This is a genomic window from Enterobacter sp. BNK-16 (genome assembly GCF_048684955.1).
Lineage (GTDB): Bacteria > Pseudomonadota > Gammaproteobacteria > Enterobacterales > Enterobacteriaceae > Enterobacter > Enterobacter bugandensis.
In genome coordinates, this window is the sequence record NZ_JBLQTQ010000001.1 from 2,920,102 (window position 1) to 2,943,929 (window position 23,828).

The following is a 23,828-nucleotide window of genomic DNA, read 5'->3' on the forward strand; positions in this document are numbered from 1 at the left end:
CCCGTTAAGGCACGCGAGCGGTCACTCTTCAGTCAGCTGATGAATATTCAGCAAAGAATTCGGGGGAGAAGGTTGAAAGGACAGGAGAAACTCGCTCATACTCTTGAATTGTGTCACACAGTCCTCCAGAGAGTGTGTTAACAGCGGACGCACCTAACAAAAAAGGAAAAGGTCATGGCTGAAGAAACGATTTTCAGTAAAATTATTCGCCGCGAAATCCCGTCGGATATCGTCTATCAGGATGAACTGGTAACGGCTTTCCGGGACATTTCCCCTCAGGCACCGACACACATCCTTATCATTCCTAATATTCTGATTCCGACCGTAAACGACGTAAAAACCGAGCACGAAGTGGCGTTAGGTCGTATGCTGACGGTGGCGGCGAAAATTGCCGAGCAGGAAGGCATAGCGGAAGACGGTTATCGTCTGATCATGAACTGTAATCGTCATGGCGGCCAGGAAGTTTATCATATTCACATGCATCTGCTGGGTGGACGTCCGCTGGGACCGATGCTGGCTCACAAAGGTCTGTAACATGTTTAAAGGGCGTATTGCAGCGCTGGTAATGACGATGATAGTTGTGGGGTGCAGCACGCGTCCGGCGATCCCCGTCAGCGATGAACAGACGCTGGTGATGGAATCCTCCGTGCTGGCTGCGGGCATCACGGCGCAACAGCCCGCACTGACCATCAGTGAAATTAAATCTTCTGCCTCCTCTACGCTCTATAACGAAAGAAATGAACCGGTGACGGTCCACTACCGTTTTTTCTGGTATGACGTAAGAGGTCTTGAGATGCACCCGCTGGAGGCGCCGCGTAGCGTCACTCTTCCGGCAAGGTCGTCGGTAACGCTCTATGACAGCGCCAGCTATCTGGGTGCGCATAAGGTGAGACTTTATCTTTATCTCTAAGGGGTGAACCTTGATTAAAAATATGAGCCGTTATGCGCTCGTGACCGCATTCGCACTGTTCCTCGCAGGGTGTGTGACCCGTACAGAACAGCCAGCACCTGTGGAAGAGGCAAAGCCGGGTACCGAGCAGCCGACACCGCCAACGCAGACCCAGCCAACCGTGCCGTCTGTACCGTCTATTCCGTCACAGCCTGGCCCGATTGAACATCAGGACCAGACGTCACAACCTGCGCCGCGCGTGCGCCATTACGACTGGAACGGTGCGATGCAGCCGATGGTCGGTAAAATGCTGCAGGCTCAGGGCGTGACGGCAGGCAGCGTGCTGCTGGTCGATAGCGTGAACAACCGTACCAACGGTTCGCTGAACGCGGGCGAAGCGACAGAAACGCTGCGCAATGCACTGGCAAACAACGGTAAGTTTACGCTGGTCTCTGCTCAGCAGCTCGCGTTAGCCAAACAGCAGCTGGGCCTGTCGCCGCAGGATAGCCTCGGCACCCGCAGCAAGGCGATTGGCATTGCCCGCAACGTTGGCGCCCAGTATGTGCTGTACTCTAATGCGACCGGTAATGTGAATACCCCAGCCCTGCAGATGCAGCTGATGCTGGTTCAGACAGGCGAAATTATCTGGTCAGGTAAAGGTGCGGTTACGCAACAATGACACCACGCGTGAAGAGATTCTGACGCGTTATTTTCCACAGTACCGCCTTATCGCGCCGCAGGCCCACTCCGGGCTTAGCGGCGCGAGTTGCATTATAGCGCGGGGCGCGCACCGTCTGGTCTTGCGGCAGAACCACGATCCCTTCGCCCCGGCTTTCCAGTTTCGCCGTCAGTTTCGCGCCCTCAAACGCCTTCCGTCGGATCTCGTGCCTGAACCCCGATTTTTCAGCAAGGGCTGGATGGCCGTCGACTATCTGGAAGGGGAGGTGAAAAGCGCGCTGCCGGACACCCCAGCGCTTGCGGCGATGCTGTATCATCTGCACCAGCAACAGCGTCTGGGGTGGCGAATCGCCTTACTTCCACTGCTGGAAAACTACTGGCAACAAGCCTCTCCAGCAAGACGTACCCCAGTGTGGCTTGCGCATCTCAAACGGCTGCGTAAAGCGGGCGAGCCGCAACCGATTCGGCTCTCGCCGTTACATATGGATGTGCACGCCGGGAACATCGTGCATACGCCACAGGGCGCCAGGCTTATCGACTGGGAATATGCCGGAGACGGCGATGTGGCGCTGGAGCTGGCCGCGGTCTGGACGGAAAGTGAAGCCGCGCGGCAGAAACTCATCAGAGAGTATGCCAGCGTTGCGCACTTTAACGCCGATGCGCTGGCACACCAGGTGAGACGCTGGCGGCCCTGGGTCATCATGCTGATGGCGGGCTGGTTTGAGATGCGTTTGCAGCAGTCCAGAGATAAACAATTTATTGCGCTGGCAGACGATGCCTGGCGCCAGTTACAAACGAAAGGATAAGAGAGGTGAGTGTGGGTCCAGTCATGTTGGATGTAGAAGGGTTTGAGCTGGATGCGGAGGAGCGTGAAATTCTGGCGCATCCGCTGGTGGGCGGCCTGATCCTGTTTACCCGCAACTATCATGATCCGGCGCAACTGCGTGAACTGGTGCGCCAGATCCGCGCCGCGTCGCGCAATCATCTGGTGGTGGCCGTCGATCAGGAAGGCGGCCGCGTGCAGCGTTTTCGCGACGGTTTTACCCGCCTGCCGGCAGCCCAGTCTTTCGCCGCGCTGCTCGGCACGGAAGAGGGTGGGAAACTGGCGCAGGAAGCCGGCTGGCTGATGGCCAGCGAAATGATTGCCATGGATATCGACATCAGCTTTGCCCCGGTGCTGGATGTGGGCCATATCAGCGCCGCGATTGGCGAGCGCTCCTACCATGAAGATCCGCGTATTGCGCTGGAAATGGCGACCCGGTTTATCGACGGGATGCACGATGCGGGAATGAAAACCACCGGGAAACACTTCCCGGGCCACGGGGCGGTGACGGCGGATTCCCACAAAGAGACCCCGCGCGACCCGCGTCCGGAAGCGGAAATTCGCGCCAAAGATATGTCGGTGTTCCGCTCGCTTATCACCGATAACAAGCTGGACGCCATTATGCCCGCGCACGTGATTTACAGCGATGTGGATCCGCGTCCTGCCAGCGGCTCCCCGCACTGGCTGAAAACCGTTCTGCGCCAGGAGCTGGGTTTCAACGGCGTCATTTTCTCCGACGATCTGTCGATGGAAGGGGCGGCAATCATGGGCAGCTATGCTGAGCGCGGTCAGGCCTCGCTGGATGCAGGTTGCGATATGATCCTGGTCTGCAATAATCGTAAAGGTGCCGTTAGCGTGTTGGATAACCTGTCACCGATCAATGCAGAGCGTGTTACGCATTTGTATCATAAAGGTTCATTTAGCCGTCAGGAGCTGATGGATTCGGCGCGCTGGAAGTCGGTCAACGCCCGGCTTGAAGACCTGAATGAGCGCTGGCAGGCACATAAAGCCAGCCTGTAAACCCTCCCGGAAGGCGTAGCGTGGTGAGAAGACAATGATCATCTATTTACACGGTTTTGACTCAAACAGTCCTGGTAATCATGAGAAGGTGCTACAGCTGCAGTTTATCGATCCCGATGTACGGCTGATTAGCTACAGTACGCGCCATCCGAAGCATGATATGCAGCATCTGCTCAAAGAGGTGGACAAGATGCTGCAGCTTAACGTCGACGATCGCCCGTTGATTTGCGGCGTGGGGCTGGGCGGCTATTGGGCGGAGCGGATTGGCTTCCTGTGCGACATCCGCCAGGTGGTCTTCAATCCTAACCTTTTCCCGAATGAGAACATGGAAGGTAAAATTGACCGCCCGGAAGAGTATGTCGATATTGCGACCAAGTGCGTGAGCAACTTCCGTGAGAAAAACCGCGATCGCTGTCTGGTGATCCTCTCGCGTAATGATGAAGCACTGAACAGCCATCGGGCCGCAGAGCTGCTGCATCACTATTACGAGATCGTCTGGGACGAAGAGCAGACCCACAAGTTCAAGAACATCTCCCCGCACCTGCAGCGCATCAAAGCCTTTAAAACGCTGGGCTAAACCACAGCCTGCCACTTCAGAAACCCGGTCGCGAACGCGCACCGGGTTTCTTTTTGTCCAGAATTGTCTACTTTTAAGCCATCAAAACTTGATGCATATCAATTTTGGTATGACCAATGCGCCTGACGTGTTATTCTCAATGCACCTGAATGGTTTCAGTGCTGTAACCTGTTGTTAATTAAGGGTTATTTTCATAACTTTTAATTAACAATTGGTTAATAATTTGAGGGGGTCACGTTGACTACGCCATTGAAAAAGATAGTGATTGTAGGCGGTGGTGCTGGCGGGCTGGAGCTGGCCACACAGTTAGGCAAGAAGCTGGGGCGCGGTAAAAAAGCCAAAATCACGCTGGTGGATCGTAACCACAGCCACCTGTGGAAACCGCTGCTGCACGAAGTGGCGACCGGCTCACTGGATGAGGGCGTGGACGCGCTGAGCTATCTGGCGCACGCGCGCAACCATCATTTCCAGTTCCAGCTGGGCTCGGTGGTTGACATCAACCGTGAGAGCAAAACCATTACACTGGCCGAGCTGCGTGATGAAAAAGGCGAGCTGCTGGTCCCCGAGCGCAAGCTGGCGTATGACACGCTGGTGATGGCGCTCGGCAGTACCTCCAACGACTTCAACACGCCGGGCGTTAAAGAGCACTGTATCTTCCTCGATAACCCGCACCAGGCGCGTCGTTTCCATCAGGAAATGCTGAACCTGTTCCTGAAGTACACCAGCAATCTGGGTGCGAATGGCAAGGTTAACATTGCCATTGTCGGCGGCGGCGCGACAGGCGTTGAGCTGTCCGCAGAGCTGCACAATGCGGTTAAACAGCTGCACAGCTACGGTTACAAAGGGTTAACTAACGAAGCGCTGAACGTGACGCTGGTTGAAGCGGGTGAGCGTATTCTGCCTGCGCTGCCTCCGCGCATTTCCGGCGCAGCGCACAATGAACTGACGAAACTGGGCGTGCGCGTCCTGACGCAGACCATGGTGACCAGCGCTGACGAAGGTGGACTGCACACCAAAGACGGCGAGTACATCAAAGCGGATCTGATGGTCTGGGCGGCAGGTATCAAAGCGCCTGACTTTATGAAAGATATCGGTGGTCTGGAGACGAACCGCATTAACCAGCTGGTCACCGAGCCGACGCTGCAAACCACGCGCGACCCTGAAATCTTCGCTATTGGTGACTGTGCCTCCTGCGCGCGTCCTGAAGGGGGCTTCGTGCCGCCGCGCGCTCAGGCCGCGCACCAGATGGCAAGCCTGGTGCTGCACAACATCCTGGCGCAGTACAAAGGCAAGCCAATGAAGGCGTATGTCTATAAAGACCACGGTTCTCTGGTATCGCTGTCAAACTTCTCTACCGTCGGTAGCCTGATGGGTAACCTGATGCGTGGCTCGATGATGGTGGAAGGGCGCATTGCACGCTTCGTGTATATCTCCCTGTACCGTATGCACCAGATCGCGCTGCACGGTTACTTTAAAACGGGCCTGATGATGCTGGTGGGCAGAATCAACCGCGTCATTCGTCCACGTCTGAAGCTGCACTAATCTTTCACTCCCTCCGGGCCCTCCGGAGGGATTTTTTAGCATATCATGCTGCTCGTCGTGGATTAGGTGCCTAAGAGTTCTCCTAAACGCGATATATCTCTCCCCCGATGTCCACTTTTTGATCCTTTGTCTTATTGGCGAAGCCGCGCCTCCATAGCAGAATTGTTACCAATAGCAACAAAGGAGGAAGTCCCGTGAATAAATCAATGTTGGCGGGTATAGGGATCGGCGTCGCAGCTGCGTTAGGTGTGGCTGCTGTTGCCAGTCTCAACGTTTTAGATCGCGGCCCGCAGTATGCGCAGGTGGTTTCTGCAACGCCTATTAAAGAAACCGTAAAAACCCCACGTCAGGAGTGCCGTAACGTCTCCGTAACCCACCGTCGTCCGGTACAGGATGAAAACCGTATTGCCGGCTCTGTTCTGGGTGCGGTAGCGGGTGGGGTGATTGGTCACCAGTTTGGCGGTGGTCGGGGTAAAGATGTCGCGACCGTGGTCGGCGCGCTGGGTGGCGGCTATGCCGGTAACCAGGTGCAGGGCGCAATGCAGGATAACGATACTTACACCACGACCCAGCAGCGCTGTAAAACCGTCTATGACAAGTCGGAAAAAATGCTGGGCTATGACGTGACCTACAAAATTGGCGATCAGCAGGGCAAAATCCGCATGGATAAAGACCCGGGCACCCAAATTCCACTGGATGGAAACGGCCAGCTGGTACTGAATAACAAAGCGTAAAAAAGATGTTCTCTGAACTTAGCTCCTCAAGCGCTCAGGCTGAGGAGCTTTTTTTTGCGTCAGATTTTGAGCAGTTCAGGCCACAGGCGCAGCGTGGTGTCGGAAATGTTCTGCAGTTTTTCCAGCGTCGCCCCTTCACGGGCGCTGATCGACATTCCCTGTAAAATACAGCTCAGGTATTGCGCCAGCATCTGAGGCTGGCAGTGTGCGGGAATTTCACCGCGCTGCTGACGCTGAGCCAGAAATGCGCTGAGCGTCTCCTCCTGCATCGCATGACGCGATTTCACCGTATTGGCGATCTCTTTTGATGCTGCCGCCAGGGTGGCAGAGGTGTTAATCATAAAGCAGCCCGCGGGCGTCTCTTTACTGGTGAAGCAGGTGGCAACGGCGGTGAAGTAATCCCGTAGCGCCTGTTCAACGCTTTTCTCTTCACAAAATAGCTGGGCTTCGTGTTTCGCCGCAAAGCGCGAAATGTACCTGTCCAGCACCGCCCTGAACAGCCCCTCTTTATTGGTAAATTCAGCATAAAGCGTCGGCGCTTTAGCTCCGGTGGCTTCTACCAGATCGGAAAGCGAGGTCGCTTCATACCCATGTTGCCAGAAGAGAGTCATGGCCTTATCAAGCGCTGCATCCCTGTCAAACACTTTTGGTCGGCCACGGCTTTTCTTCACACAACTCGTGACGTCGGTTGTCATTTGCCGTTGGTCCTCTGTTGGTTTGTTGAATGACCATTATAAAAATAAACGCAACCCACCACCAGTGCAGAATGCTTAAAAATAAATTAATCATATATGTATGAAAAATAACAATTTTAAAATTTAATTAATGCTCGTTATAAAAATGTGTTGACGCGTGAGCTGGATCACATTTATTATTTACCTATCGATCGTTAACTAAATAGCTAACGACCAAAAAATTCATCTGCCAAAGGTAAACATTATGAAAAACGTAAAAACCCTCATCGCTGCTGCTGTACTGAGTTCACTCTCTTTCGCAAGCTTTGCTGCTGTACAGGTACAATCCACTCCAGCCGATCAGCATAAAGTCGGGACGATCTCTGCATCTGCCGGGACTAACCTGGGCTCTCTGGAAGATCAGCTGGCACAAAAAGCGGAAGCAATGGGTGCAAAATCTTACCGCATCACCTCTGTGACCGGTCCTAACACCCTGCACGGCACCGCTGTCATCTACAAATAAGCCGGGCATAAACCCTCATTTATGCCACTGCAATAAAAAACGCCCTGCTTAGCAGGGCGTTTTACTTTCCGTCTTACATGGACTGCTGGACGACATCGTGATGCCGGGTGACATCGGTCGGCATGCCTGACCGCGCTTCCATCGCGCGCTCCATCACCAGGCTATCGGTATTCGCATTCGTTTTGAAGCTCACCATCGTGGCATTCAGGTTAATGGGTAATGTCTGGGGATCATCGCCGATATTTTTTGATAGCGGCTGGTGAATCTCAACCAGCCGCACGCCGCCTGGCTCTTCAGAGACCTTAATCGGCGTATTGATAATATTCACCTTCGTTCCCGGCGTAACGACGTTAAACAGCGTTTTGATATCGTCATCGCGCAGACGAATGCAGCCGGAGCTGACGCGCATGCCGATGCCAAAATCCGCGTTCGTACCGTGCAGCAGGTATACACCGCCGTATGCGGCAAGGCGGATCGCGTGATGACCCATCGGGTTATCCGGGCCTGCCGGAACCACGGCAGGAAGATCGATGCCCTGGGCCTTATAGCGGGCGCGAATGTTGGCCGTCGGCGTCCAGGTTGGGTTGGCGCGTTTATCCGAGACGGTGGTGACCATCGTCGGCGTCAGCGTATCGCCGCCCAGTTGACCAATACCGATAGGGTAGACGGTAACCTCATTTTTACCCGGCGGGTAATAGTACAAACGCAACTCCGCCAGGTTGATCACGATCCCCTCCCGCGGAGCGTCCGGCAGGATAGTCTGTAACGGAATGGTCAGTACGCTGCCCGCGCGCGGGACGTACGGATCGACGCCGGGGTTCGCCTGCAGCAGGGCCAGAAAACCGACGTTATATTTTTTGGCTATCGCTTCCAGTGAGCCACCATTGTTTTCAACCACATGAAAACGGTTTTCGCCCACCACCTTGCTGCCGGGCGGGGGAAGGGACCAGGTGTTTGCCCGCGCAGGAAGCGCAACCGCGACGGTGGCTGCCAGCGCAAACAGGGTTATCCAGCGGGTAAAACGCGAAGAGGTCATCATCACCATAATCCGTATAAATGATAAGGTTATTGTTTTATAAGGGGTTAAAGATAATTATGGCGAATGGGTGTGTCGGGAAGATCGGGTGAAGTGCAAAGAGTTTGTAAATTGTCCCCCCGCCAGCACTGCGCTAACGGGGGGAAGGGCGAGTTACGCGACAGCGTTCTCTTCCAGCTGACGCATAAAGTTACGCACCCAGTCCATGCGCGTTTTGCGCTCCGTCAGCTCCTGGGTAAATTTCAGTCGCGTCGGGCCATCAAGACGGAAGTGCTGCGGCTGTTTTTGCAGCAGGCCGATCAGCCACATCGGGTTGACGTGGTTCTTCTCGGCAAATTCAATAACGCCGCCTTTTTCGTTGCCCTCAAGCTTGCGAATGCCCAGCTTCTGCGCCTGCTGGCGCAGGCGCGCGATATCCAGCAGATTACGCGCAGCATCTGGCAGCAGGCCGAAGCGGTCGATCAGCTCAACCTTAATTTCTTCCAGCTCGTTTTCCGTCTTCGCGCTGGCGATGCGCTTGTAGAACGACAGGCGGGTATTCACGTCCGGAATGAAATCGTCCGGCAGCAGGGAAGGCATTCGCAGCTCGACCTCGGTTTGCTGGCTGGTCAAATCTTCCAGAGACGGCTCGCGCCCGGCCTTCAGGGCGTCCACCGCGTTTTCCAGCAGCTCCATATAGAGCGAGAAGCCGATGGTCTCCATGGAGCCGCTCTGGTCCTCACCCAGCAGTTCACCCGCGCCGCGGATCTCCAGGTCGTGCGTGGCCAGCGCGAAGCCTGCGCCGAGGTCTTCCAGCGAGGCGATGGCTTCCAGGCGCTTTTGCGCGTCGGTGGTCATCGCTTTCGGATGCGGCGTCAGTAGCCAGGCGTAGGCCTGATGGTGCGAACGCCCGACGCGGCCGCGCAGCTGGTGAAGCTGGGCCAGGCCGAAGTGATCCGCGCGTTCGATGATAATCGTGTTCGCCGTTGGAATGTCGATCCCGGTTTCGATGATGGTGGTACACACCAGCACGTTAAAGCGCTGGTGGTGGAAGTCGTTCATCACCCGCTCCAGCTCGCGTTCACGCATCTGTCCGTGACCGATAGCAATGCGTGCCTCCGGCACCAGCTCCGCCAGCCTGTCGGCCGCTTTCTGGATGTTTTCCACGTCGTTATACAAGTAATAGACCTGACCCCCGCGCAGCACTTCACGCAGAATGGCCTCACGCACCACCAGATTGTCGTACTCGCGGACAAAGGTTTTTACCGCCAGACGACGGGCCGGCGGCGTGGCGATAATCGACAGATCGCGCATGCCGCTCATCGCCATGTTCAGGGTTCGCGGGATCGGCGTCGCGGTCAGGGTCAGGATATCGACGTCGGCGCGCATCGCTTTGATACGCTCTTTATGGCGAACCCCGAAGCGGTGCTCTTCGTCGACGATCAGCAGCCCCAAATCTTTCCACTTCACGTCGCTTTGCAGCAGCTTATGGGTGCCGATCAGAATATCGATCTTGCCTTCGCTTGCCTGCTCCAGGATCTGCGTCTGCTCTTTGGTGCTGCGAAAACGCGACAGCATCTCTATACGCACCGGCCAGTTGGCGAAACGGTCCCGGAAGTTGTCGAAGTGCTGCTGAGCTAGCAGGGTGGTTGGCACCAGCACCGCCACCTGCTTGTTGTTTTCAACCGCAAGGAAGGCGGCGCGCATTGCCACTTCGGTTTTGCCGAAACCGACGTCGCCGCAGACTAAGCGGTCCATTGCCAGCGGCTGGCACATGTCGCTCAGCACGGCGTTAATAGCCTGAGCCTGATCCGGCGTAGTTTCAAACGGGAAGCTGTCGCAGAACAGCTGGTACTGTTCTTTGTCGTGCTTAAAGGCGAAGCCCTCTTTGGCCGCGCGCTGGGCGTAGATATCCAGCAGTTCGGCCGCCACGTCGCGCACTTTTTCCGCCGCTTTCTGGCGTGCACGCGTCCAGGCGTCGCCGCCCAGCTTGTGCAGCGGCGCATTTTCCTCCGCGCCGCCCGCATAGCGGCTGATCAGGTGCAGCGACGAGACCGGTACATAGAGTTTGGCGTCGTTGGCGTAGGTCAGCATCAGGTACTCACCTTTGATACCGCCCGCTTCCAGCGTGGTCATCCCCTGATAGCGGCCAACGCCGTGCTCCAGGTGAACAATCGGCTGGCCTGGATGCAGCTCGGCCAGGTTGCGGATCAGCGTGTCCGGGTTGATGGTCCGACGGCTGTCCTGACGGCGGCGCGCGACGCGCTCGCCCAGCAGGTCGCTTTCGCAAATCAGCGCCAGGTTGTTGAGCGTGTCAATGAACCCGTGCTCGGCGGCGCCAATCATCAGGTAACGACCGTTTCCGGTTGCTTCGCTCAGGCGAAGAATGCGCTTCGGCGCCACCTTAATGCGTCCCAGCAGCTCACCGAGCGCCTCGCGGCGGCCTTCACTCTCAACGGAGAACACCACCGGCCCGGTAAAGGATTCCAGGAACTTGCGCAGATTATCCAGCGGGGATTTCTGCTGCGCCTGTACGGCCAGCTCCGGCAGCGTGCGGAAGGCGAGGTTGGTGTTGGCGGCCTTATCGGCAAGCGAATCGGTTTTCAGCTGCATGCGCGGCCAGCGCTTCAGCTCGGCGTTGAGTTCGTCGGTGCGCAGCCACAGCGCTTCCGGCGGCAGGAGCGGACGCATCGGGTCAACGCCCCGGTTTTCGAAGCGCGCGCGGGTTTCGCTTTCAAAGCGGCTGGCGCTGGCGTCGATATCGCCGGTGTTCACAATCAGCGTATTCGCCGGGAAGTAGCTGAACAGGGCGGGCAGCGGCTCGCTGAAGAACAGCGGCTGCCAGTATTCGATTCCGGCCGGGAGCGTACCTTTGCTGACCTGCTGATAGATATGTTCTGCATCACGCTTTACGTCGAACCTGTCGCGCCACTGGCTGCGGAACAGCTCGATGGCGGTTTTGTCCGTCGGGAACTCGTGGGCAGGCAGTAAATTGATGGATTCCACCTCTTCCAGTGTGCGCTGGGTGTCGGCATCGAACACGCGCAGGCTGTCGATTTCATCATCAAAGAAATCCAGACGATACGGCTGGTCGCTGCCCATCGGGTAAAGGTCGAGCAGCGCGCCGCGGGTGGCATATTCCCCGTGCTCCATGACCTGATCGACATGGCGATATCCGGCACCGTCAAGCTGGTCTCGCAGGGTGTCGCGAGACAGGCGCTGGCCTTTTTTCATCACCAGCGCGTGGCCGTGCAGATAGCTATGCGGGCAGACGCGCTGCATCAGGGTATTCACCGGCACAATTAGCACGCCGCGCTGCATGGTCGGGAGTTGATATAGCGTCGACAGGCGCGAGGAGATGATCTCCTGATGCGGGGAGAAACTGTCATACGGCAGCGTTTCCCAGTCGGCCAGGCTGAACACCAGGCTATCGGTGAACTGGCGGATTTCATCGTGCAGGCGCAGGGCGTTTTGCATATCCGGGGCAACCAGCACCACCGGGCCAGGGTGCCGCTCAGCGATTTCTGCCACCAGCGTGGCGCAGGCCGCGCCCGTGAGTTCACCCAGCTGGCGCTGGTCGCCCGCTTTGACGGGCAAGGAATAACGATAGTGTTCAGGCATGGCTATGTCAGAGTCTCTTATGGATATACCAACAGTATTGGGGCATATCACTGATACGCAATGTCTTTATTATCCTCGATCGTTTTACATAAGCAAATTGTAACCGCACGGCAGGGCTAAACGCCCCCAAAACGGGGGCGGAGAGGGCATTAACGGGTGGCAGGTGACAGGCTCTGCGTAGACGGAGGAGAGAAGAAAAGGTCCCCGAACAGCGCGGTGGAAATTTTACGCACCCCAAGCCCGGCAAGGGTACAGATCAGCAGGCTGGCAAACGGGTAGATCAGAATTAAGCACAGCTCTGCCCAGACCGGCCAGTAAGCGGCATTCATCTCGCCAATCAGGATCAGGCTGAAGGCCTCAATTAAGATGCGGTGGGTGGTATAGATCGCAATGGTGTTTGAGCCAATCACGTTCAGCAGGTTGTTGGGATGTACGGCATAACGCTGCTCAAGGCTGTAGAACAGCTTCATGATCAACACGATCGACAGCAGAGAAAGCAGGAGAGGAACGTTAGCAAACCACAGCACCACGGAGACGGCCGCGAAAGCGCCAGTAGCCAGCCAGGTGCGGCGCAGGTTGAAGCTTTTCATCCACGCCATCAGCTCGGCGCCATACCACGCCCCCAGGCTGTAGTAGATCATGTTGCGTACCACGCTGTTCATTCCCCACCACGGCAGCGGCAGGAAGTTGATCGCGATGCTCGCCAGCGCAAGCAGTCCGAGTACCGGCAGCTTCCAGCGGCTCAGCAGTTTACACAGCGTGAAGTAGACCACCAGAGCATACAGATACCACAGGCTGGTGCTGGCGGTGAGCATGCCCCGCACAAATTCTGCCAGGGAATCGGCGTAGGCCGCGTTCGACGAGGTGGCAAGCTCGCGATCGGGCGCCAGCCAGGCGTTCAGGTGGGTCAGCGCCTGCCATTGCAGGATCCCCCACAGCGCCAGAACCCAGACAATGCTCCAGATCCGCTTGTCGAGGCTGGTGCGCCAGTCTACCTCATCAATATAACGACGGATCAGATAGCCGGAGATAAAGAAGAAAACCGGCATCCGGAACGGGGCGAGATAGAGGTTAAAATAGACCCAGCATTTGGCGAGGAGACCGGAGAGCGGATGCTGTAGCCCGCTGAGATGAGGATAAAAGGTGATGACCGAGTGGTAAATCACCACCAGACAGATGCACAGCCCTTTTATCTGGTTTATCCATAATGCTTTTTGCTTCATTGTTCGCAACTACCTTATTGCCATAGACGAACGAGCAATTGTTGTTAAACGAAACCGTGATGTAATGGGTAACAGTCTGTATCAGGAGGTTTTTCGGAAAAGGTGGAGGTTGCGAGGCGCGGTTTCAGACATTAGTACCCTGATTTATCTGAATTTTTCGGAAAAATGATTACCAAAGCTTACGGTTTCAGTCATTTACCCTTAACGGATTCGCTTATATACTCGTGGGTCTGCTATCAGCAAACAGACGGACTTCATGTATCAACCTGTCGCACTCTTCATAGGCTTACGTTACATGCGTGGGCGCGCCGCGGACCGCTTCGGTCGCTTTGTCTCCTGGCTTTCGACTATTGGCATTACGCTCGGCGTGATGGCTCTGGTGACGGTGCTTTCCGTCATGAATGGCTTCGAGCGCGAGCTGCAAAACAACATCCTGGGGCTGATGCCGCAGGCCGTTCTCTCATCGAATAACGGTTCCGTTAACCCGCAACAGCTGCCGGAAAGCGCGGCGAAGTTACAGGGCGTCACGCGCGTTGCGCCCTTAACCACTGGCGATGTGGTGCTGCAAAGCGCCCGCAGCGTGGCGGTCGGCGTGATGCTGGGGATTGACCCGGCGCAAAAAGACCCGCTGACGCCGTTCCTGGTTAACGTGAAGCAAACCGATCTGGAAGCCGGAAAATACAACGTGATTCTGGGTGAGCAGCTTGCCGGGCAGCTTGGCGTCAACCGCGGCGATCAGCTGCGCGTGATGGTGCCGTCCGCCAGCCAGTTTACGCCAATGGGTCGCCTGCCGAGCCAGCGCCTGTTTAACGTGATTGGTACTTTTGCCGCCAACAGCGAAGTTGACGGCTATCAGATGCTGGTGAACATTCAGGATGCGTCACGCCTGATGCGCTACCCGGCGGGAAATATCACCGGCTGGCGCCTGTGGCTCGATCAGCCGCTGAAGGTCGATACCCTCAGCCAGCAAAAACTGCCGGACGGCACCAAATGGCAGGACTGGCGCGAGCGTAAAGGCGAGCTGTTCCAGGCCGTGCGCATGGAAAAAAACATGATGGGGCTGCTGCTGAGCCTGATCGTCGCCGTGGCTGCATTTAACATCATCACCTCGCTGGGCCTGATGGTGATGGAGAAGCAGGGCGAAGTCGCCATCCTGCAAACCCAGGGTCTGACGCCGCGCCAGATCATGGCGGTCTTTATGGTGCAGGGGGCCAGTGCAGGCATTATCGGCGCGCTGTTGGGCGCCGTGCTCGGCGCACTGCTTGCCAGCCAGCTTAATAACTTAATGCCGATCATCGGCGCGCTCCTTGACGGCGCGGCGCTGCCGGTGGCTATCGAGCCGCTGCAGGTGGTCGGAATTGCGCTGGCCGCGATGGCCATTGCGCTGCTTTCTACGCTTTATCCTTCCTGGCGCGCCGCCGCCACTCAACCCGCTGAGGCTTTACGTTATGAATAAGATCCTGTTGCAATGCGACAACCTGTCCAAACGCTATCAGGAAGGCACTGTGCAGACCGACGTGCTGCACAATGTGAGCTTCAGCGTGGGCGAGGGCGAGATGATGGCGATTGTCGGCAGCTCCGGCTCGGGCAAAAGTACGCTGCTGCACCTGCTGGGCGGGCTGGACACGCCAACCAACGGCGACGTGATCTTCTCCGGTCAGCCGATGAGCAAAATGTCCTCTGCGGCGAAGGCCGAGCTGCGTAACCGCGAGCTGGGCTTTATCTACCAGTTCCACCACCTGCTGCCGGACTTCACGGCGCTGGAAAACGTGGCGATGCCGCTGCTGATTGGTAAAAAGAAACCGGCAGAAATTAACGCCCGCGCCAGCGATATGCTGAAAGCGGTAGGACTGGGCCACCGGGGAAATCACCGCCCGTCGGAGCTGTCCGGCGGCGAGCGCCAGCGCGTGGCGATTGCCCGCGCGCTGGTCAATAATCCGCGCCTGGTGCTGGCGGATGAACCGACCGGTAACCTGGACGCACGCAATGCGGACAGTATCTTCCAGCTTCTCGGCGAGCTGAACGCCTCGCAGGGAACTGCGTTTCTGGTGGTGACTCACGACCTGCAGCTGGCAAAACGCATGGGTCGCCAGCTTGAGATGCGCGACGGCCATCTGAACGCGGAACTGACCCTGATGGGAGCAGAGTAATGGCGTCACCGTTATCGTTACTCATCGGGTTACGCTTTAGCCGCGGCCGCCGTCGCGGCGGTATGGTGTCGCTGATCTCCGTTATCTCCACCATCGGTATTGCGCTGGGCGTGGCGGTCCTGATTGTCGGCTTAAGCGCCATGAACGGCTTTGAGCGCGAGCTGAATAACCGCATTCTGGCGGTCGTGCCGCACGGGGAGATTGAGCCGGTTAACCAGCCGTGGGCCAACTGGAGCGATGCGCTCGCCAAAGTGGAAAAAGTGCCGGGCATTGCCGCGGCCGCGCCATACATTAACTTTACCGGACTGGTGGAGAGCGGGGTTAACCTGCGCGCCATCCAGGTTAAAGGGGTCAACCCGGCCCAGGAGGAGCGGCTCAGCGCGCTGCCGAAATATGTTCAGAACGGCGCGTGGGCGAACTTTAAGGCCGGCGAGCAGCAGATCATTATGGGTAAAGGCGTTGCCGATGCCCTGAAGGTGAAGCAGGGCGACTGGGTGTCAATCATGATCCCGAACGCCAGCGCCGATCACAAACTGCAGCAGCCCAAGCGCGTGCGCCTGCACGTTACCGGTATTCTTCAGCTGAGCGGTCAGCTTGACCACAGCTTTGCGATGGTGCCGATGGAGGATGCACGCCAGTATCTCGACATGGGCGACAGCGTGACGGGCATTGCCATTAAGGTGAACGACGTCTTTAACGCCAACAAACTGGTGCGTGATGCCGGCAGCGTCACCAATAACTATGTCTACATCAAAAGCTGGATCGGCACTTACGGCTATATGTACCGTGATATCCAGATGATCCGTGCGATCATGTATCTGGCGATGGTGCTGGTGATTGGCGTGGCGTGCTTTAATATCGTCTCGACGCTGGTAATGGCGGTTAAGGACAAGAGCGGCGACATCGCCGTGTTGCGTACCCTCGGGGCAAAAGACGGTCTTATTCGCGCCATCTTCGTCTGGTACGGTTTGCTGGCAGGGCTGTTCGGCAGCCTTTGCGGCGTGGTGATTGGCGTGGTGGTTTCTCTGCAGCTGACGCCGATTATCAACGGCATTGAAAAGCTTATTGGTCACCAGTTCCTGTCCGGTGACATCTATTTTATTGACTTCCTGCCGTCTGAACTGCACTGGCTGGACGTTTTTTATGTGCTGGTTACAGCACTTTTACTGAGTCTGCTGGCAAGCTGGTATCCGGCGCGTCGCGCAAGCCGAATTGATCCGGCGAGGGTATTAAGTGGCCAGTAATTACGTCATGGTGTAGTGGTCCTGAGGCCGCTATGTCAGAAAGAGGAATGCGTTATGTATTATGGATTTGATATTGGCGGCACCAAGATTGCGCTCGGCGTGTTTGATAAAGACCTCAAACTGCAGTGGGAAACCCGCGTTCCCACGCCGCGCGAAAGCTACGATGAATTTTTAACCGCCATTGCCGCGCTGGTGGCGCAGGCGGATGAACGATTTGGCGTGAAAGGCAGCGTCGGCATTGGTATTCCGGGCATGCCCGAAACCGACGACGGTACGCTGTACGCGGCCAACGTGCCTGCCGCCAGCGGTAAACCGCTCCGCGCCGACCTCTCGGCCCTCCTTGAACGCGACGTGCGTTTAGATAACGATGCCAACTGCTTTGCCCTCTCTGAAGCCTGGGACGATGAATTCCGCCGCTATCCGCTGGTGATGGGGCTGATCCTCGGTACCGGCGTAGGCGGGGGGATTGTCATCAACGGCAAGCCGATTACCGGGCGCAGCTACATCACCGGGGAGTTTGGTCATATCCGTCTCCCGGTGGATGCGCTGGAGGTGGCAGGGCGTGATTTCCCGCTGACCCGCTGCGGCTGCGGCCAGCACGGCTGTATCGAGAACTATCTCTCAGGACGCGGGTTTGCATGGCTTTACGAACACTTCTATCATCAGAAACTTGAGGCCCCTCAAATCATTACCCTGTGGGAGCAGGGGGATGCGCAGGCGCGTGAGCACGTCGAGCGCTATCTGGATCTGCTGGCGGTGTGTCTGGGAAATATTCTCACCATCGTCGACCCGGATCTGTTGGTGATCGGGGGAGGGCTTTCAAACTTTACTGCGATTACGGAACGGTTGTCCGGGCGTCTGCCCCGACATTTATTGCCGGTCGCCCGCGTGCCGCGCATTGAACGCGCGCGACACGGGGACGCGGGAGGCATGCGCGGAGCCGCATTCCTTCATCTCACCGATTAGTTTACGAGGTCTTTATGCTGTCGCGTCGCCAGGGTCGACTCAGCCGTTTTCGCAAAAACAAACGCCGCTTACGAGAGCGCTTGCGCCAGCGGATCTTTTTCAGAGACAGAATCATGCCTGAAGCGATGGATAAACCCAGAGTGGTGGTACTGACCGGAGCGGGGATCTCCGCCGAGTCAGGAATTCAAACCTTCCGTGCGGCAGACGGGCTGTGGGAAGAGCACCGCGTCGAGGACGTGGCGACGCCGGAAGGCTTTGCCCGCGATCCGGATCTCGTGCAGGCGTTTTACAACGCTCGCCGTCGGCAGCTTCAGCAGCCTGAGATTGCGCCGAACGCGGCGCATCTGGCGCTGGCGAAGCTGGAAGAGGCGCTCGGGGACCGTTTTCTGCTGGTGACGCAGAATATCGACAACCTGCACGAGCGGGCCGGTAACAAGAACATCATCCACATGCATGGCGAGCTGCTTAAAGTTCGCTGCGCCTGGAGCGGCCAGGTGCTGGACTGGAAAGAGGACGTGCTGCCAGAGGACAAGTGCCACTGCTGCCAGTTCCCGTCGCGCCTGCGTCCGCACGTGGTCTGGTTTGGCGAAATGCCGCTGGGGATGGATGAGATCTACGGCGCGCTGGCGATGGCGGACGTGTTTATCGCTATTGGCACATCAGGGCACGTTTACCCGGCGGCGGGGTTTGTTCACGAAGCGCGACTGCACGGGGCGCATACGGTGGAGCTCAATCTGGAGCCGAGCCAGGTGGGCAGCGAGTTTGAAGAGAAGCAATATGGCCTGGCGAGCGAAGTGGTGCCAGCGTTTGTAGATAAGCTTCTAAAGGGGCTGTAAGAGTAACGGGCGACGTTGCGTCGCCCGTTATGTATTGCATTAACGACCTGCTTTTAACTTCTGATAATACTCTTCGTAAAGGCGGCTCGCGTCGCCTACATCGTTCTGCCATTCTCCTTTGCTGATGGTTTCGGCATCCGGATAGAGTGACTTATCGTTAGCCACGTCAGGCTTCAGCAGCTTGCGGGCGGCCAGGTTTGGCGTCGGGTAGCCAATCGTCTCGGCAACCTGTTTCGCCACGTCCGGACGCAGCAGGAAATTAATCAGCTTCAGCGCACCGTCCACGTTCTTCGCGTTGGCCGGGATCGCGAGGCTATCCATCCAGAAGATCCCGCCTTCCTTTGGCCAGACCACCTCCAGCGGCGTACCGGCCTGACGGGCAACATACGCAGAGCCGTTCCACACCATCCCCAGGTTTACTTCGCCTTCCATATACGGGTTTGCCGGGTTATCAGAGTTGAATGCCGCCACGTTAGGCATCAGCTTTTTCAGCTCGTTGTAAGCCGCGTCGATCTCTTTCGGATCGGTGGTGTTACCGGAATAGCCAAGCTTACGCAGCGCGATCTGGAACACTTCACGCGCGTCATCGGTTAACAGCAGGCTGCCTTTGTATTCCGGTTTCCACAGATCCGCCCAGCCGGTGACCGTTTTCGGATCGATGGCCTCGCTGTTCACGCCAATCGCCGTCGCCCCCCAGATGTACGGAATGGAGTAGTCGTTATTCGGGTCGAACGGCTTGTTGAGCATCTCAGGATCGAGGTTTGAAAAATTAGTTAGCTTCGTTTTGTCGATCTTCTGGATCATGCCCTCTTTGCGCATTTTGTCGACAAAGTAGGTGGAAGGAACCACCAGATCGTAGGCGCCGTCCTTGTAGGTTTTGAGCTTGGCGTACATGGTTTCATTCGACTCGTAGGTCGAGTAGATCACCTTGATGCCCGTCTCCTTTGTGAACTGTTCCAGCAGGCCCGGCGGCACGTATTCCGTCCAGTTGTAGAAGTAGAGCGTTTTGCTGTCATCAGCGTGCGCAGCACCCATGCCAAGCACCAGCGCCGCAGCGGCGAGCATTTTTTTCATTTCATTGTCCCCTGAGATTTTGTTTTATCACGAGCAAGAACCTGGCTGGCGATCACCAGAACCAGCGAAAACAGCAGCAGTATGGTCGCCAGCGCGTTCACCTCCGGTGAGACGCCAACTTTTACCATCGAATAGATCTTCAACGGCAGAATTTCGTAGCTCGGCCCGGTCACGAAGGAGGAAACCACGACGTCATCCATCGACAGGGTAAAGCTGAGCAGCCATCCGGCGGCGACGGCAGGCATCGCCAGCGGCAGGATGATTTTGCGCAGGATGATCATCTCGCTGGCACCCAGATCTTTCGCCGCTTCCAGCATGCGCACGTCGAACCCTTTCAGACGCGCGTAGACGGTGACCACCACAAACGGCAGGCAGAAGGTAATATGGGAAAACAGCAGCGACCAGAAGCCAAGCTGTACGCCCAGCAGCATAAACAGCACCAGCAGCGAAATCGCCATCACGATGTCCGGCGACATCATCACTACAAACAGCATGCCGCTGACGAACGGCTTGCCGCGAAAACGGTAGCGATACAGCGCCACGGCGGTCAGCGAGCCAATCAGCGTGGCGAAGGTGGCGGAAACGATCGCCATCGTCAGCGAGTGCTGTGCGGCCTGCAGCAGGCTGTCATTGTTCATCAGCAGGCTGTACCAGTTGGTGGTAAACCCCTGCCAGTTGATCCCGAACCGCGAGCTGTTAAACGAGTTCACGATCAAAATGATAATCGGGATATAAAGGTAAGCGTAAATGGCGGTCATAAAACCGCCGCGAAGCAGTCGACCGATCATTCGAGTTCCACCTTCCTGTTGAGCAGGCGAGAAGCGCGCCAGTAGACCAGCAGCATCAGCCCCATCACCACCGTGAGCGTAATGCTGGTCGCGGAGCCGAACGGCCAGTCGCGGATGTTCAGGAACTGACTCTTAATCACGTTGCCGATAAGCAGGTTTTTCGCCCCGCCCATCAGGTCAGAAACGTAGAACAGGCCCATCGCCGGGAGCATCACCAGCAGACAGCCCGCAATAATGCCGGGCATGGTCAGCGGAATGATAATGCGGATAAAGGTCTGCAGCTTGCTGGCCCCCAGATCTTTTGCCGCTTCCAGCAGCGGTTTATCGAGCTTCTCAATGCTGGAGTAGAGCGGCATCACCATAAACGGCAGCAGGATATAGACCAGGCCAATGATTACCGCACCTGGGGTAAACATGATGCGCACTGGCGTATCAATCACGCCCAGCCACAGCAGAAACGCGTTGAGGTAGCCTTTGGTGCTGAGGAAGATTTTCAGCCCGTAGATGCGAATCAGCGAGTTGGTCCAGAACGGCACAATCAGCAGAAACAGCAGCAGCGGGCGCACCTTTTGCGGCAGTCCCGCCAGGAACCATGCGAAAGGGTACCCCAGCAGCAGGCAGGCCACGGTGGCAATCAGCGCCATATTGAGCGAGTGCAACAGCACGTCGAAATAGAGCGGATCGAGCAGGCGCGCGTAGTTGTCCAGCGTAAAGACCAGCGAAACGAAGTTTGCATCGTCGCGGGTCAGGAAGCTGGTGGCGATGATCATCAGGTTGGGTAAAAAGACAAATAACACAAGCCAACCGACGATAGTGGCAATGACCACCTTCTGGAACTTACTTGTGTTCTTCATCAGCCAGCACAACCTCCCAGCTTTCTACCCAGTTGATAACCATTTTCTGGTCAAGAGAGTGGTCAAAGTCAGGATCGTCCTCGTTAAAGAATTCGCTGACCATCACCATTTTGCCGTTCTCCAGTTCCACAACGGACTCGAGGGTCATCCCTTTATAGTTACGTTCGCGAACGTAACCGATCAGACCTTCGACGTCGGCCGTGTCGTGGATCTCATCAACGCGGAGATCTTCCGGGCGCAGCAGGACGTTGAGTTTTTGTCCTTTCTCGACGGCAAAGTTCACGGTGATAATGCAGTCGCGTCCCTCGACGTTCGCGCGAACGCGCTGTGCATCCAGACGCTCAAGTACGGTGGCGTTGAAGATATTGATCTCGCCAATAAAGCTGGCGACAAACAGGTTTTTCGGCTCTTCGTATATTTCACGCGGCGTACCGTCCTGTTCAATCTTACCGTCACGCATTACCACGATACGGTCTGACATGGTCAGCGCCTCTTCCTGATCGTGGGTGACGAAGACAAAGGTGATACCGAGCTTGCGCTGTAGCGCTTTCAACTCGTTCTGCATCTGCTTGCGCAGCTTGTAATCCAGCGCGGAGAGGGATTCATCCAGCAGAAGCAGGCGCGGTTTATTGACGACCGCGCGGGCAATGGCCACGCGCTGCTGCTGACCGCCGGAGAGCTGGTGGGGCTTTCGCTGGGCAAACGTCTCCAGCTGAACCATGCGCAGGGCTTCGGTGACGCGCGGTTCGATCTCATTAGCCGGGGTTTTTTGCATCCGCAGGCCAAACGCCACGTTCTCAAACACGGTCATGTGCGGGAACAGGGCGTAGCTCTGAAAAACGGTATTGACGTGGCGATCTTCGGCAGGAACCTGGGTTATGTCCTGGTTCTCAAGATGGATGCGGCCATTATCAACGCTTTCCAGCCCGGCGATAAGGCGCAGTACGGTGGTTTTGCCGCAGCCGGAAGGGCCAAGCAGCGTAAGAAACTCACCATCATTGATGGTCAGGTTGAGGTCGGAAATGACGTCTTTGCCATCAAAGCTTTTACGAATTCGTTCCAGTTGCACCAGCGGTGAACGAGAACGGGATTGTGTATTCAATTTTTGCGCTGTCCCATATAGACGCCTCAGGCAGCAGACTGAAGCGGGGTTTGTGTGTAACCACCTTGGTGACTCGTAATGAGGGCGGACATTCTACGGCAATCCCCCGTAATCGCCAATCCTTGTCACTGATTCATAAGCTACATTTATTAACGCATAAAGATATAAACGTAAAAAGTTCTCGTTTGCGGGATAAAAGTGACCTGACGCAATATTTGCGTTTTGATGCTTACTGATAATGTTGTCACAAAAAGTGAGGGTGACTGCATGGATAAATTACTTGAGCGTTTTTTACAGTATGTTTCGCTGGATACCCAATCTAAGCCGGGTGTCCGCCAGGTGCCAAGCACCGAAGGCCAGTGGAAGTTGTTAAACCTGCTTAAAGAGCAGCTTGAGGCCATGGGGCTGGTCAACGTCACGTTAAGCGAAAAAGGCACTGTGATGGGAACGCTGCCGGCGAATGTGCCGGGTGATATTCCGGCGATTGGCTTTATTTCTCATGTCGATACCTCACCTGATTTTAGCGGCAAACACGTGAACCCGCAGATCGTGGAAAACTACCGCGGCGGTGATATCGCGCTGGGGATTGGCGACGAAGTGCTCTCTCCGGTGATGTTCCCCGTGCTGCACCAGCTGCTCGGGCAGACGCTGATCACCACCGACGGCAAAACGCTGCTTGGGGCGGATGACAAGGCGGGCATCGCGGAAATCATGACGGCGCTGGCGGTGCTGAAAGGTAAAAACATCCCGCACGGGGACATCCGCGTTGCTTTTACCCCAGATGAAGAGGTAGGTAAGGGCGCGAAGCACTTCGACGTGGACGCTTTTAACGCGCAGTGGGCGTATACCGTCGACGGCGGTGGCGTGGGCGAGCTGGAGTATGAAAACTTCAACGCGGCGTCGGTGACCATAAAAATTGTCGGAAACAACGTTCACCCAGGGTCTGCCAAAGGGGTGATGGTGAACGCGCTGTCGCTGGCGTCGCGTATTCATGCGGAAGTCCCGGCGGAAGAGAGCCCTGAACAGACAGAGGGGTACGAGGGCTTTTATCACCTCACCAGCATCAAAGGCACCGTGGACAGCGCGCAGATGCACTACATCATCCGCGATTTTGACCGTAAAGCTTTTGAGGCGCGCAAGCGCAAAATGATGGAGATCGCCAAGAAGGTTGGGAAGGGATTGCATCCTGACTGCTATATTGAGCTGATCATTGAAGACAGCTATTACAATATGCGCGACAAGGTGATGGCCCATCCGCACATTCTGGATATCGCCCAGCAGGCGATGCGAGACTGCGATATTGAACCGGTCTTAAAACCGATTCGAGGCGGCACTGACGGCTCGCAGCTCTCATTTATGGGGCTACCGTGCCCAAACCTGTTTACCGGTGGCTATAACTACCACGGCAAGCATGAGTTTGTGACGCTGGAAGGGATGGAAAAGGCGGTGAAGGTGATTGTGCGGATAGCCGAGTTAACCGCGAAGCGGTAAGAAA

23 protein-coding genes are annotated in these 23,828 nt (G+C 56.5%); 15 read left to right on the plus strand and 8 right to left on the minus strand.

Annotated features, from left to right (window positions below; translation table 11 throughout):
• Nucleotides 1–174 precede the first annotated feature (174 nt).
• From hinT to ACMGGH_RS14005, 8 genes are all read left to right on the plus strand, one after another.
• Complete coding sequence (gene hinT / locus ACMGGH_RS13970; RefSeq protein ID WP_006809243.1) at nucleotides 175–534, plus strand: purine nucleoside phosphoramidase; 360 nt, start codon at nucleotides 175–177, stop codon at nucleotides 532–534.
• Between the two features lies 1 nt (nucleotide 535).
• Complete coding sequence (locus ACMGGH_RS13975) at nucleotides 536–910, plus strand: YcfL family protein (protein ID WP_193540654.1); 375 nt, start codon at nucleotides 536–538, stop codon at nucleotides 908–910.
• A 13-nt stretch (nucleotides 911–923) separates the two neighbouring features.
• Nucleotides 924–1,568, plus strand: coding sequence for a penicillin-binding protein activator LpoB (lpoB, locus tag ACMGGH_RS13980; protein WP_088205017.1), 645 nt, complete (start codon nucleotides 924–926; stop codon nucleotides 1,566–1,568).
• On the plus strand, nucleotides 1,549–2,373 hold the full coding sequence (gene thiK / locus ACMGGH_RS13985) for a thiamine kinase (protein WP_041910506.1): 825 nt from the start codon (nucleotides 1,549–1,551) through the stop codon (nucleotides 2,371–2,373). The genes lpoB and thiK overlap by 20 nt, the downstream gene beginning before the upstream one ends.
• Nucleotides 2,374–2,384: 11 nt before the next feature.
• On the plus strand, nucleotides 2,385–3,410 hold the full coding sequence (gene nagZ, locus ACMGGH_RS13990) for a beta-N-acetylhexosaminidase (RefSeq protein ID WP_045630221.1): 1,026 nt from the start codon (nucleotides 2,385–2,387) through the stop codon (nucleotides 3,408–3,410).
• 34 nt (nucleotides 3,411–3,444) lie between these two features.
• Nucleotides 3,445–3,987, plus strand: a complete 543-nt coding sequence (gene ycfP / locus ACMGGH_RS13995) for an alpha/beta hydrolase YcfP (protein WP_008500781.1) — start codon at nucleotides 3,445–3,447, stop codon at nucleotides 3,985–3,987.
• 237 nt (nucleotides 3,988–4,224) lie between these two features.
• A complete protein-coding gene (locus ACMGGH_RS14000) occupies nucleotides 4,225–5,529 on the plus strand; it encodes an NAD(P)/FAD-dependent oxidoreductase (RefSeq protein WP_028012730.1) in 1,305 nt (434 codons plus the stop codon).
• Nucleotides 5,530–5,723: 194 nt separating this feature from the next.
• Nucleotides 5,724–6,263: a glycine zipper 2TM domain-containing protein gene (locus ACMGGH_RS14005; protein WP_028012731.1), complete on the plus strand. Its 540-nt coding sequence runs from the start codon at nucleotides 5,724–5,726 to the stop codon at nucleotides 6,261–6,263.
• Between the two features lie 59 nt (nucleotides 6,264–6,322).
• Here ACMGGH_RS14005 and comR read toward each other — a convergent pair whose 3' ends face one another.
• A complete protein-coding gene (gene comR, locus ACMGGH_RS14010; RefSeq protein WP_028012732.1) occupies nucleotides 6,323–6,958 on the minus strand; it encodes a TetR family copper-responsive transcriptional repressor ComR in 636 nt (211 codons plus the stop codon).
• 244 nt (nucleotides 6,959–7,202) lie between these two features.
• Here comR and bhsA point away from each other — a divergent pair, with 244 nt between their 5' ends.
• Nucleotides 7,203–7,460 carry a multiple stress resistance protein BhsA gene (gene bhsA, locus ACMGGH_RS14015; RefSeq protein ID WP_023332711.1) on the plus strand — a complete coding sequence of 86 codons (258 nt, stop codon included), beginning with the start codon at nucleotides 7,203–7,205 and terminating at the stop codon, nucleotides 7,458–7,460.
• 73 nt (nucleotides 7,461–7,533) lie between these two features.
• Here the strand turns inward: bhsA and ldtC are convergent, their stop codons facing one another.
• The 3 genes from ldtC to ACMGGH_RS14030 form a co-directional block, all read right to left on the minus strand.
• Entirely contained in the window at nucleotides 7,534–8,499 is a 966-nt protein-coding gene (ldtC, locus tag ACMGGH_RS14020; protein WP_232948091.1) for a L,D-transpeptidase LdtC, read from the minus strand.
• A 150-nt stretch (nucleotides 8,500–8,649) separates the two neighbouring features.
• Nucleotides 8,650–12,096 carry a transcription-repair coupling factor gene (gene mfd, locus ACMGGH_RS14025; protein WP_232948092.1) on the minus strand — a complete coding sequence of 1,149 codons (3,447 nt, stop codon included), beginning with the start codon at nucleotides 12,094–12,096 and terminating at the stop codon, nucleotides 8,650–8,652.
• Between the two features lie 149 nt (nucleotides 12,097–12,245).
• Entirely contained in the window at nucleotides 12,246–13,319 is a 1,074-nt protein-coding gene (locus tag ACMGGH_RS14030) for an acyltransferase family protein (RefSeq protein ID WP_232948093.1), read from the minus strand.
• Nucleotides 13,320–13,575: 256 nt separating this feature from the next.
• Here ACMGGH_RS14030 and lolC point away from each other — a divergent pair, with 256 nt between their 5' ends.
• The 5 genes from lolC to cobB are packed head-to-tail and all read left to right on the plus strand — an operon-like array spanning nucleotide 13,576 to nucleotide 18,515.
• A complete protein-coding gene (gene lolC, locus ACMGGH_RS14035; RefSeq protein ID WP_028012739.1) occupies nucleotides 13,576–14,775 on the plus strand; it encodes a lipoprotein-releasing ABC transporter permease subunit LolC in 1,200 nt (399 codons plus the stop codon).
• Nucleotides 14,768–15,469, plus strand: a complete 702-nt coding sequence (lolD, locus tag ACMGGH_RS14040; RefSeq protein WP_008500772.1) for a lipoprotein-releasing ABC transporter ATP-binding protein LolD — start codon at nucleotides 14,768–14,770, stop codon at nucleotides 15,467–15,469. The genes lolC and lolD overlap by 8 nt, the downstream gene beginning before the upstream one ends.
• Nucleotides 15,469–16,713, plus strand: coding sequence for a lipoprotein-releasing ABC transporter permease subunit LolE (lolE, locus tag ACMGGH_RS14045; RefSeq protein WP_045261624.1), 1,245 nt, complete (start codon nucleotides 15,469–15,471; stop codon nucleotides 16,711–16,713). The genes lolD and lolE overlap by 1 nt, the downstream gene beginning before the upstream one ends.
• 54 nt (nucleotides 16,714–16,767) lie before the next feature.
• Nucleotides 16,768–17,679, plus strand: coding sequence for an N-acetylglucosamine kinase (gene nagK / locus ACMGGH_RS14050; RefSeq protein WP_192985960.1), 912 nt, complete (start codon nucleotides 16,768–16,770; stop codon nucleotides 17,677–17,679).
• Nucleotides 17,680–17,693: 14 nt separating this feature from the next.
• Nucleotides 17,694–18,515, plus strand: coding sequence for a Sir2 family NAD+-dependent deacetylase (cobB, locus tag ACMGGH_RS14055; RefSeq protein WP_232948094.1), 822 nt, complete (start codon nucleotides 17,694–17,696; stop codon nucleotides 18,513–18,515).
• Between the two features lie 39 nt (nucleotides 18,516–18,554).
• Here cobB and potD read toward each other — a convergent pair whose 3' ends face one another.
• The 4 genes from potD to potA are packed head-to-tail and all read right to left on the minus strand — an operon-like array spanning nucleotide 18,555 to nucleotide 22,363.
• Nucleotides 18,555–19,589 (minus strand): spermidine/putrescine ABC transporter substrate-binding protein PotD, encoded by a 1,035-nt coding sequence (potD, locus tag ACMGGH_RS14060; protein WP_028012743.1) that lies wholly within the window; start codon nucleotides 19,587–19,589, stop codon nucleotides 18,555–18,557.
• The gene (gene potC / locus ACMGGH_RS14065) at nucleotides 19,586–20,377 is read right to left on the minus strand and encodes a spermidine/putrescine ABC transporter permease PotC (protein ID WP_048959704.1); all 792 of its coding nucleotides are present in this window, start codon (nucleotides 20,375–20,377) and stop codon (nucleotides 19,586–19,588) included. The genes potD and potC overlap by 4 nt, the downstream gene beginning before the upstream one ends.
• The gene (potB, locus tag ACMGGH_RS14070) at nucleotides 20,374–21,231 is read right to left on the minus strand and encodes a spermidine/putrescine ABC transporter permease PotB (RefSeq protein WP_232948095.1); all 858 of its coding nucleotides are present in this window, start codon (nucleotides 21,229–21,231) and stop codon (nucleotides 20,374–20,376) included. Before potB ends, potC begins: the two co-directional genes overlap by 4 nt.
• On the minus strand, nucleotides 21,215–22,363 hold the full coding sequence (potA, locus tag ACMGGH_RS14075) for a spermidine/putrescine ABC transporter ATP-binding protein PotA (protein WP_167401640.1): 1,149 nt from the start codon (nucleotides 22,361–22,363) through the stop codon (nucleotides 21,215–21,217). The genes potB and potA overlap by 17 nt, the downstream gene beginning before the upstream one ends.
• A 237-nt stretch (nucleotides 22,364–22,600) precedes the next feature.
• Between potA and pepT the strand changes: the two genes are divergently transcribed.
• Nucleotides 22,601–23,824: a peptidase T gene (gene pepT / locus ACMGGH_RS14080; protein ID WP_032644861.1), complete on the plus strand. Its 1,224-nt coding sequence runs from the start codon at nucleotides 22,601–22,603 to the stop codon at nucleotides 23,822–23,824.
• Nucleotides 23,825–23,828: the final 4 nt, after the last annotated feature.

What these genes read in the sequence shown, in the direction of transcription:
- hinT (WP_006809243.1), top strand. Translation starts at nt 175, where the DNA reads ATGGCTGAAGAAACGATTTTCAGTAAAATTATTCGCCGCGAAATCCCG.
- ACMGGH_RS13975 (WP_193540654.1), top strand. Translation starts at nt 536, where the DNA reads ATGTTTAAAGGGCGTATTGCAGCGCTGGTAATGACGATGATAGTTGTG.
- ycfP (WP_008500781.1), top strand. Translation starts at nt 3,445, where the DNA reads ATGATCATCTATTTACACGGTTTTGACTCAAACAGTCCTGGTAATCAT.
- comR (WP_028012732.1), bottom strand. Translation starts at nt 6,958, where the DNA reads ATGACAACCGACGTCACGAGTTGTGTGAAGAAAAGCCGTGGCCGACCA.
- bhsA (WP_023332711.1), top strand. Translation starts at nt 7,203, where the DNA reads ATGAAAAACGTAAAAACCCTCATCGCTGCTGCTGTACTGAGTTCACTC.
- ldtC (WP_232948091.1), bottom strand. Translation starts at nt 8,499, where the DNA reads ATGATGACCTCTTCGCGTTTTACCCGCTGGATAACCCTGTTTGCGCTG.
- mfd (WP_232948092.1), bottom strand. Translation starts at nt 12,096, where the DNA reads ATGCCTGAACACTATCGTTATTCCTTGCCCGTCAAAGCGGGCGACCAG.
- ACMGGH_RS14030 (WP_232948093.1), bottom strand. Translation starts at nt 13,319, where the DNA reads ATGAAGCAAAAAGCATTATGGATAAACCAGATAAAAGGGCTGTGCATC.
- lolC (WP_028012739.1), top strand. Translation starts at nt 13,576, where the DNA reads ATGTATCAACCTGTCGCACTCTTCATAGGCTTACGTTACATGCGTGGG.
- lolD (WP_008500772.1), top strand. Translation starts at nt 14,768, where the DNA reads ATGAATAAGATCCTGTTGCAATGCGACAACCTGTCCAAACGCTATCAG.
- lolE (WP_045261624.1), top strand. Translation starts at nt 15,469, where the DNA reads ATGGCGTCACCGTTATCGTTACTCATCGGGTTACGCTTTAGCCGCGGC.
- nagK (WP_192985960.1), top strand. Translation starts at nt 16,768, where the DNA reads ATGTATTATGGATTTGATATTGGCGGCACCAAGATTGCGCTCGGCGTG.
- cobB (WP_232948094.1), top strand. Translation starts at nt 17,694, where the DNA reads ATGCTGTCGCGTCGCCAGGGTCGACTCAGCCGTTTTCGCAAAAACAAA.
- potD (WP_028012743.1), bottom strand. Translation starts at nt 19,589, where the DNA reads ATGAAAAAAATGCTCGCCGCTGCGGCGCTGGTGCTTGGCATGGGTGCT.
- potC (WP_048959704.1), bottom strand. Translation starts at nt 20,377, where the DNA reads ATGATCGGTCGACTGCTTCGCGGCGGTTTTATGACCGCCATTTACGCT.
- potB (WP_232948095.1), bottom strand. Translation starts at nt 21,231, where the DNA reads ATGAAGAACACAAGTAAGTTCCAGAAGGTGGTCATTGCCACTATCGTC.
- pepT (WP_032644861.1), top strand. Translation starts at nt 22,601, where the DNA reads ATGGATAAATTACTTGAGCGTTTTTTACAGTATGTTTCGCTGGATACC.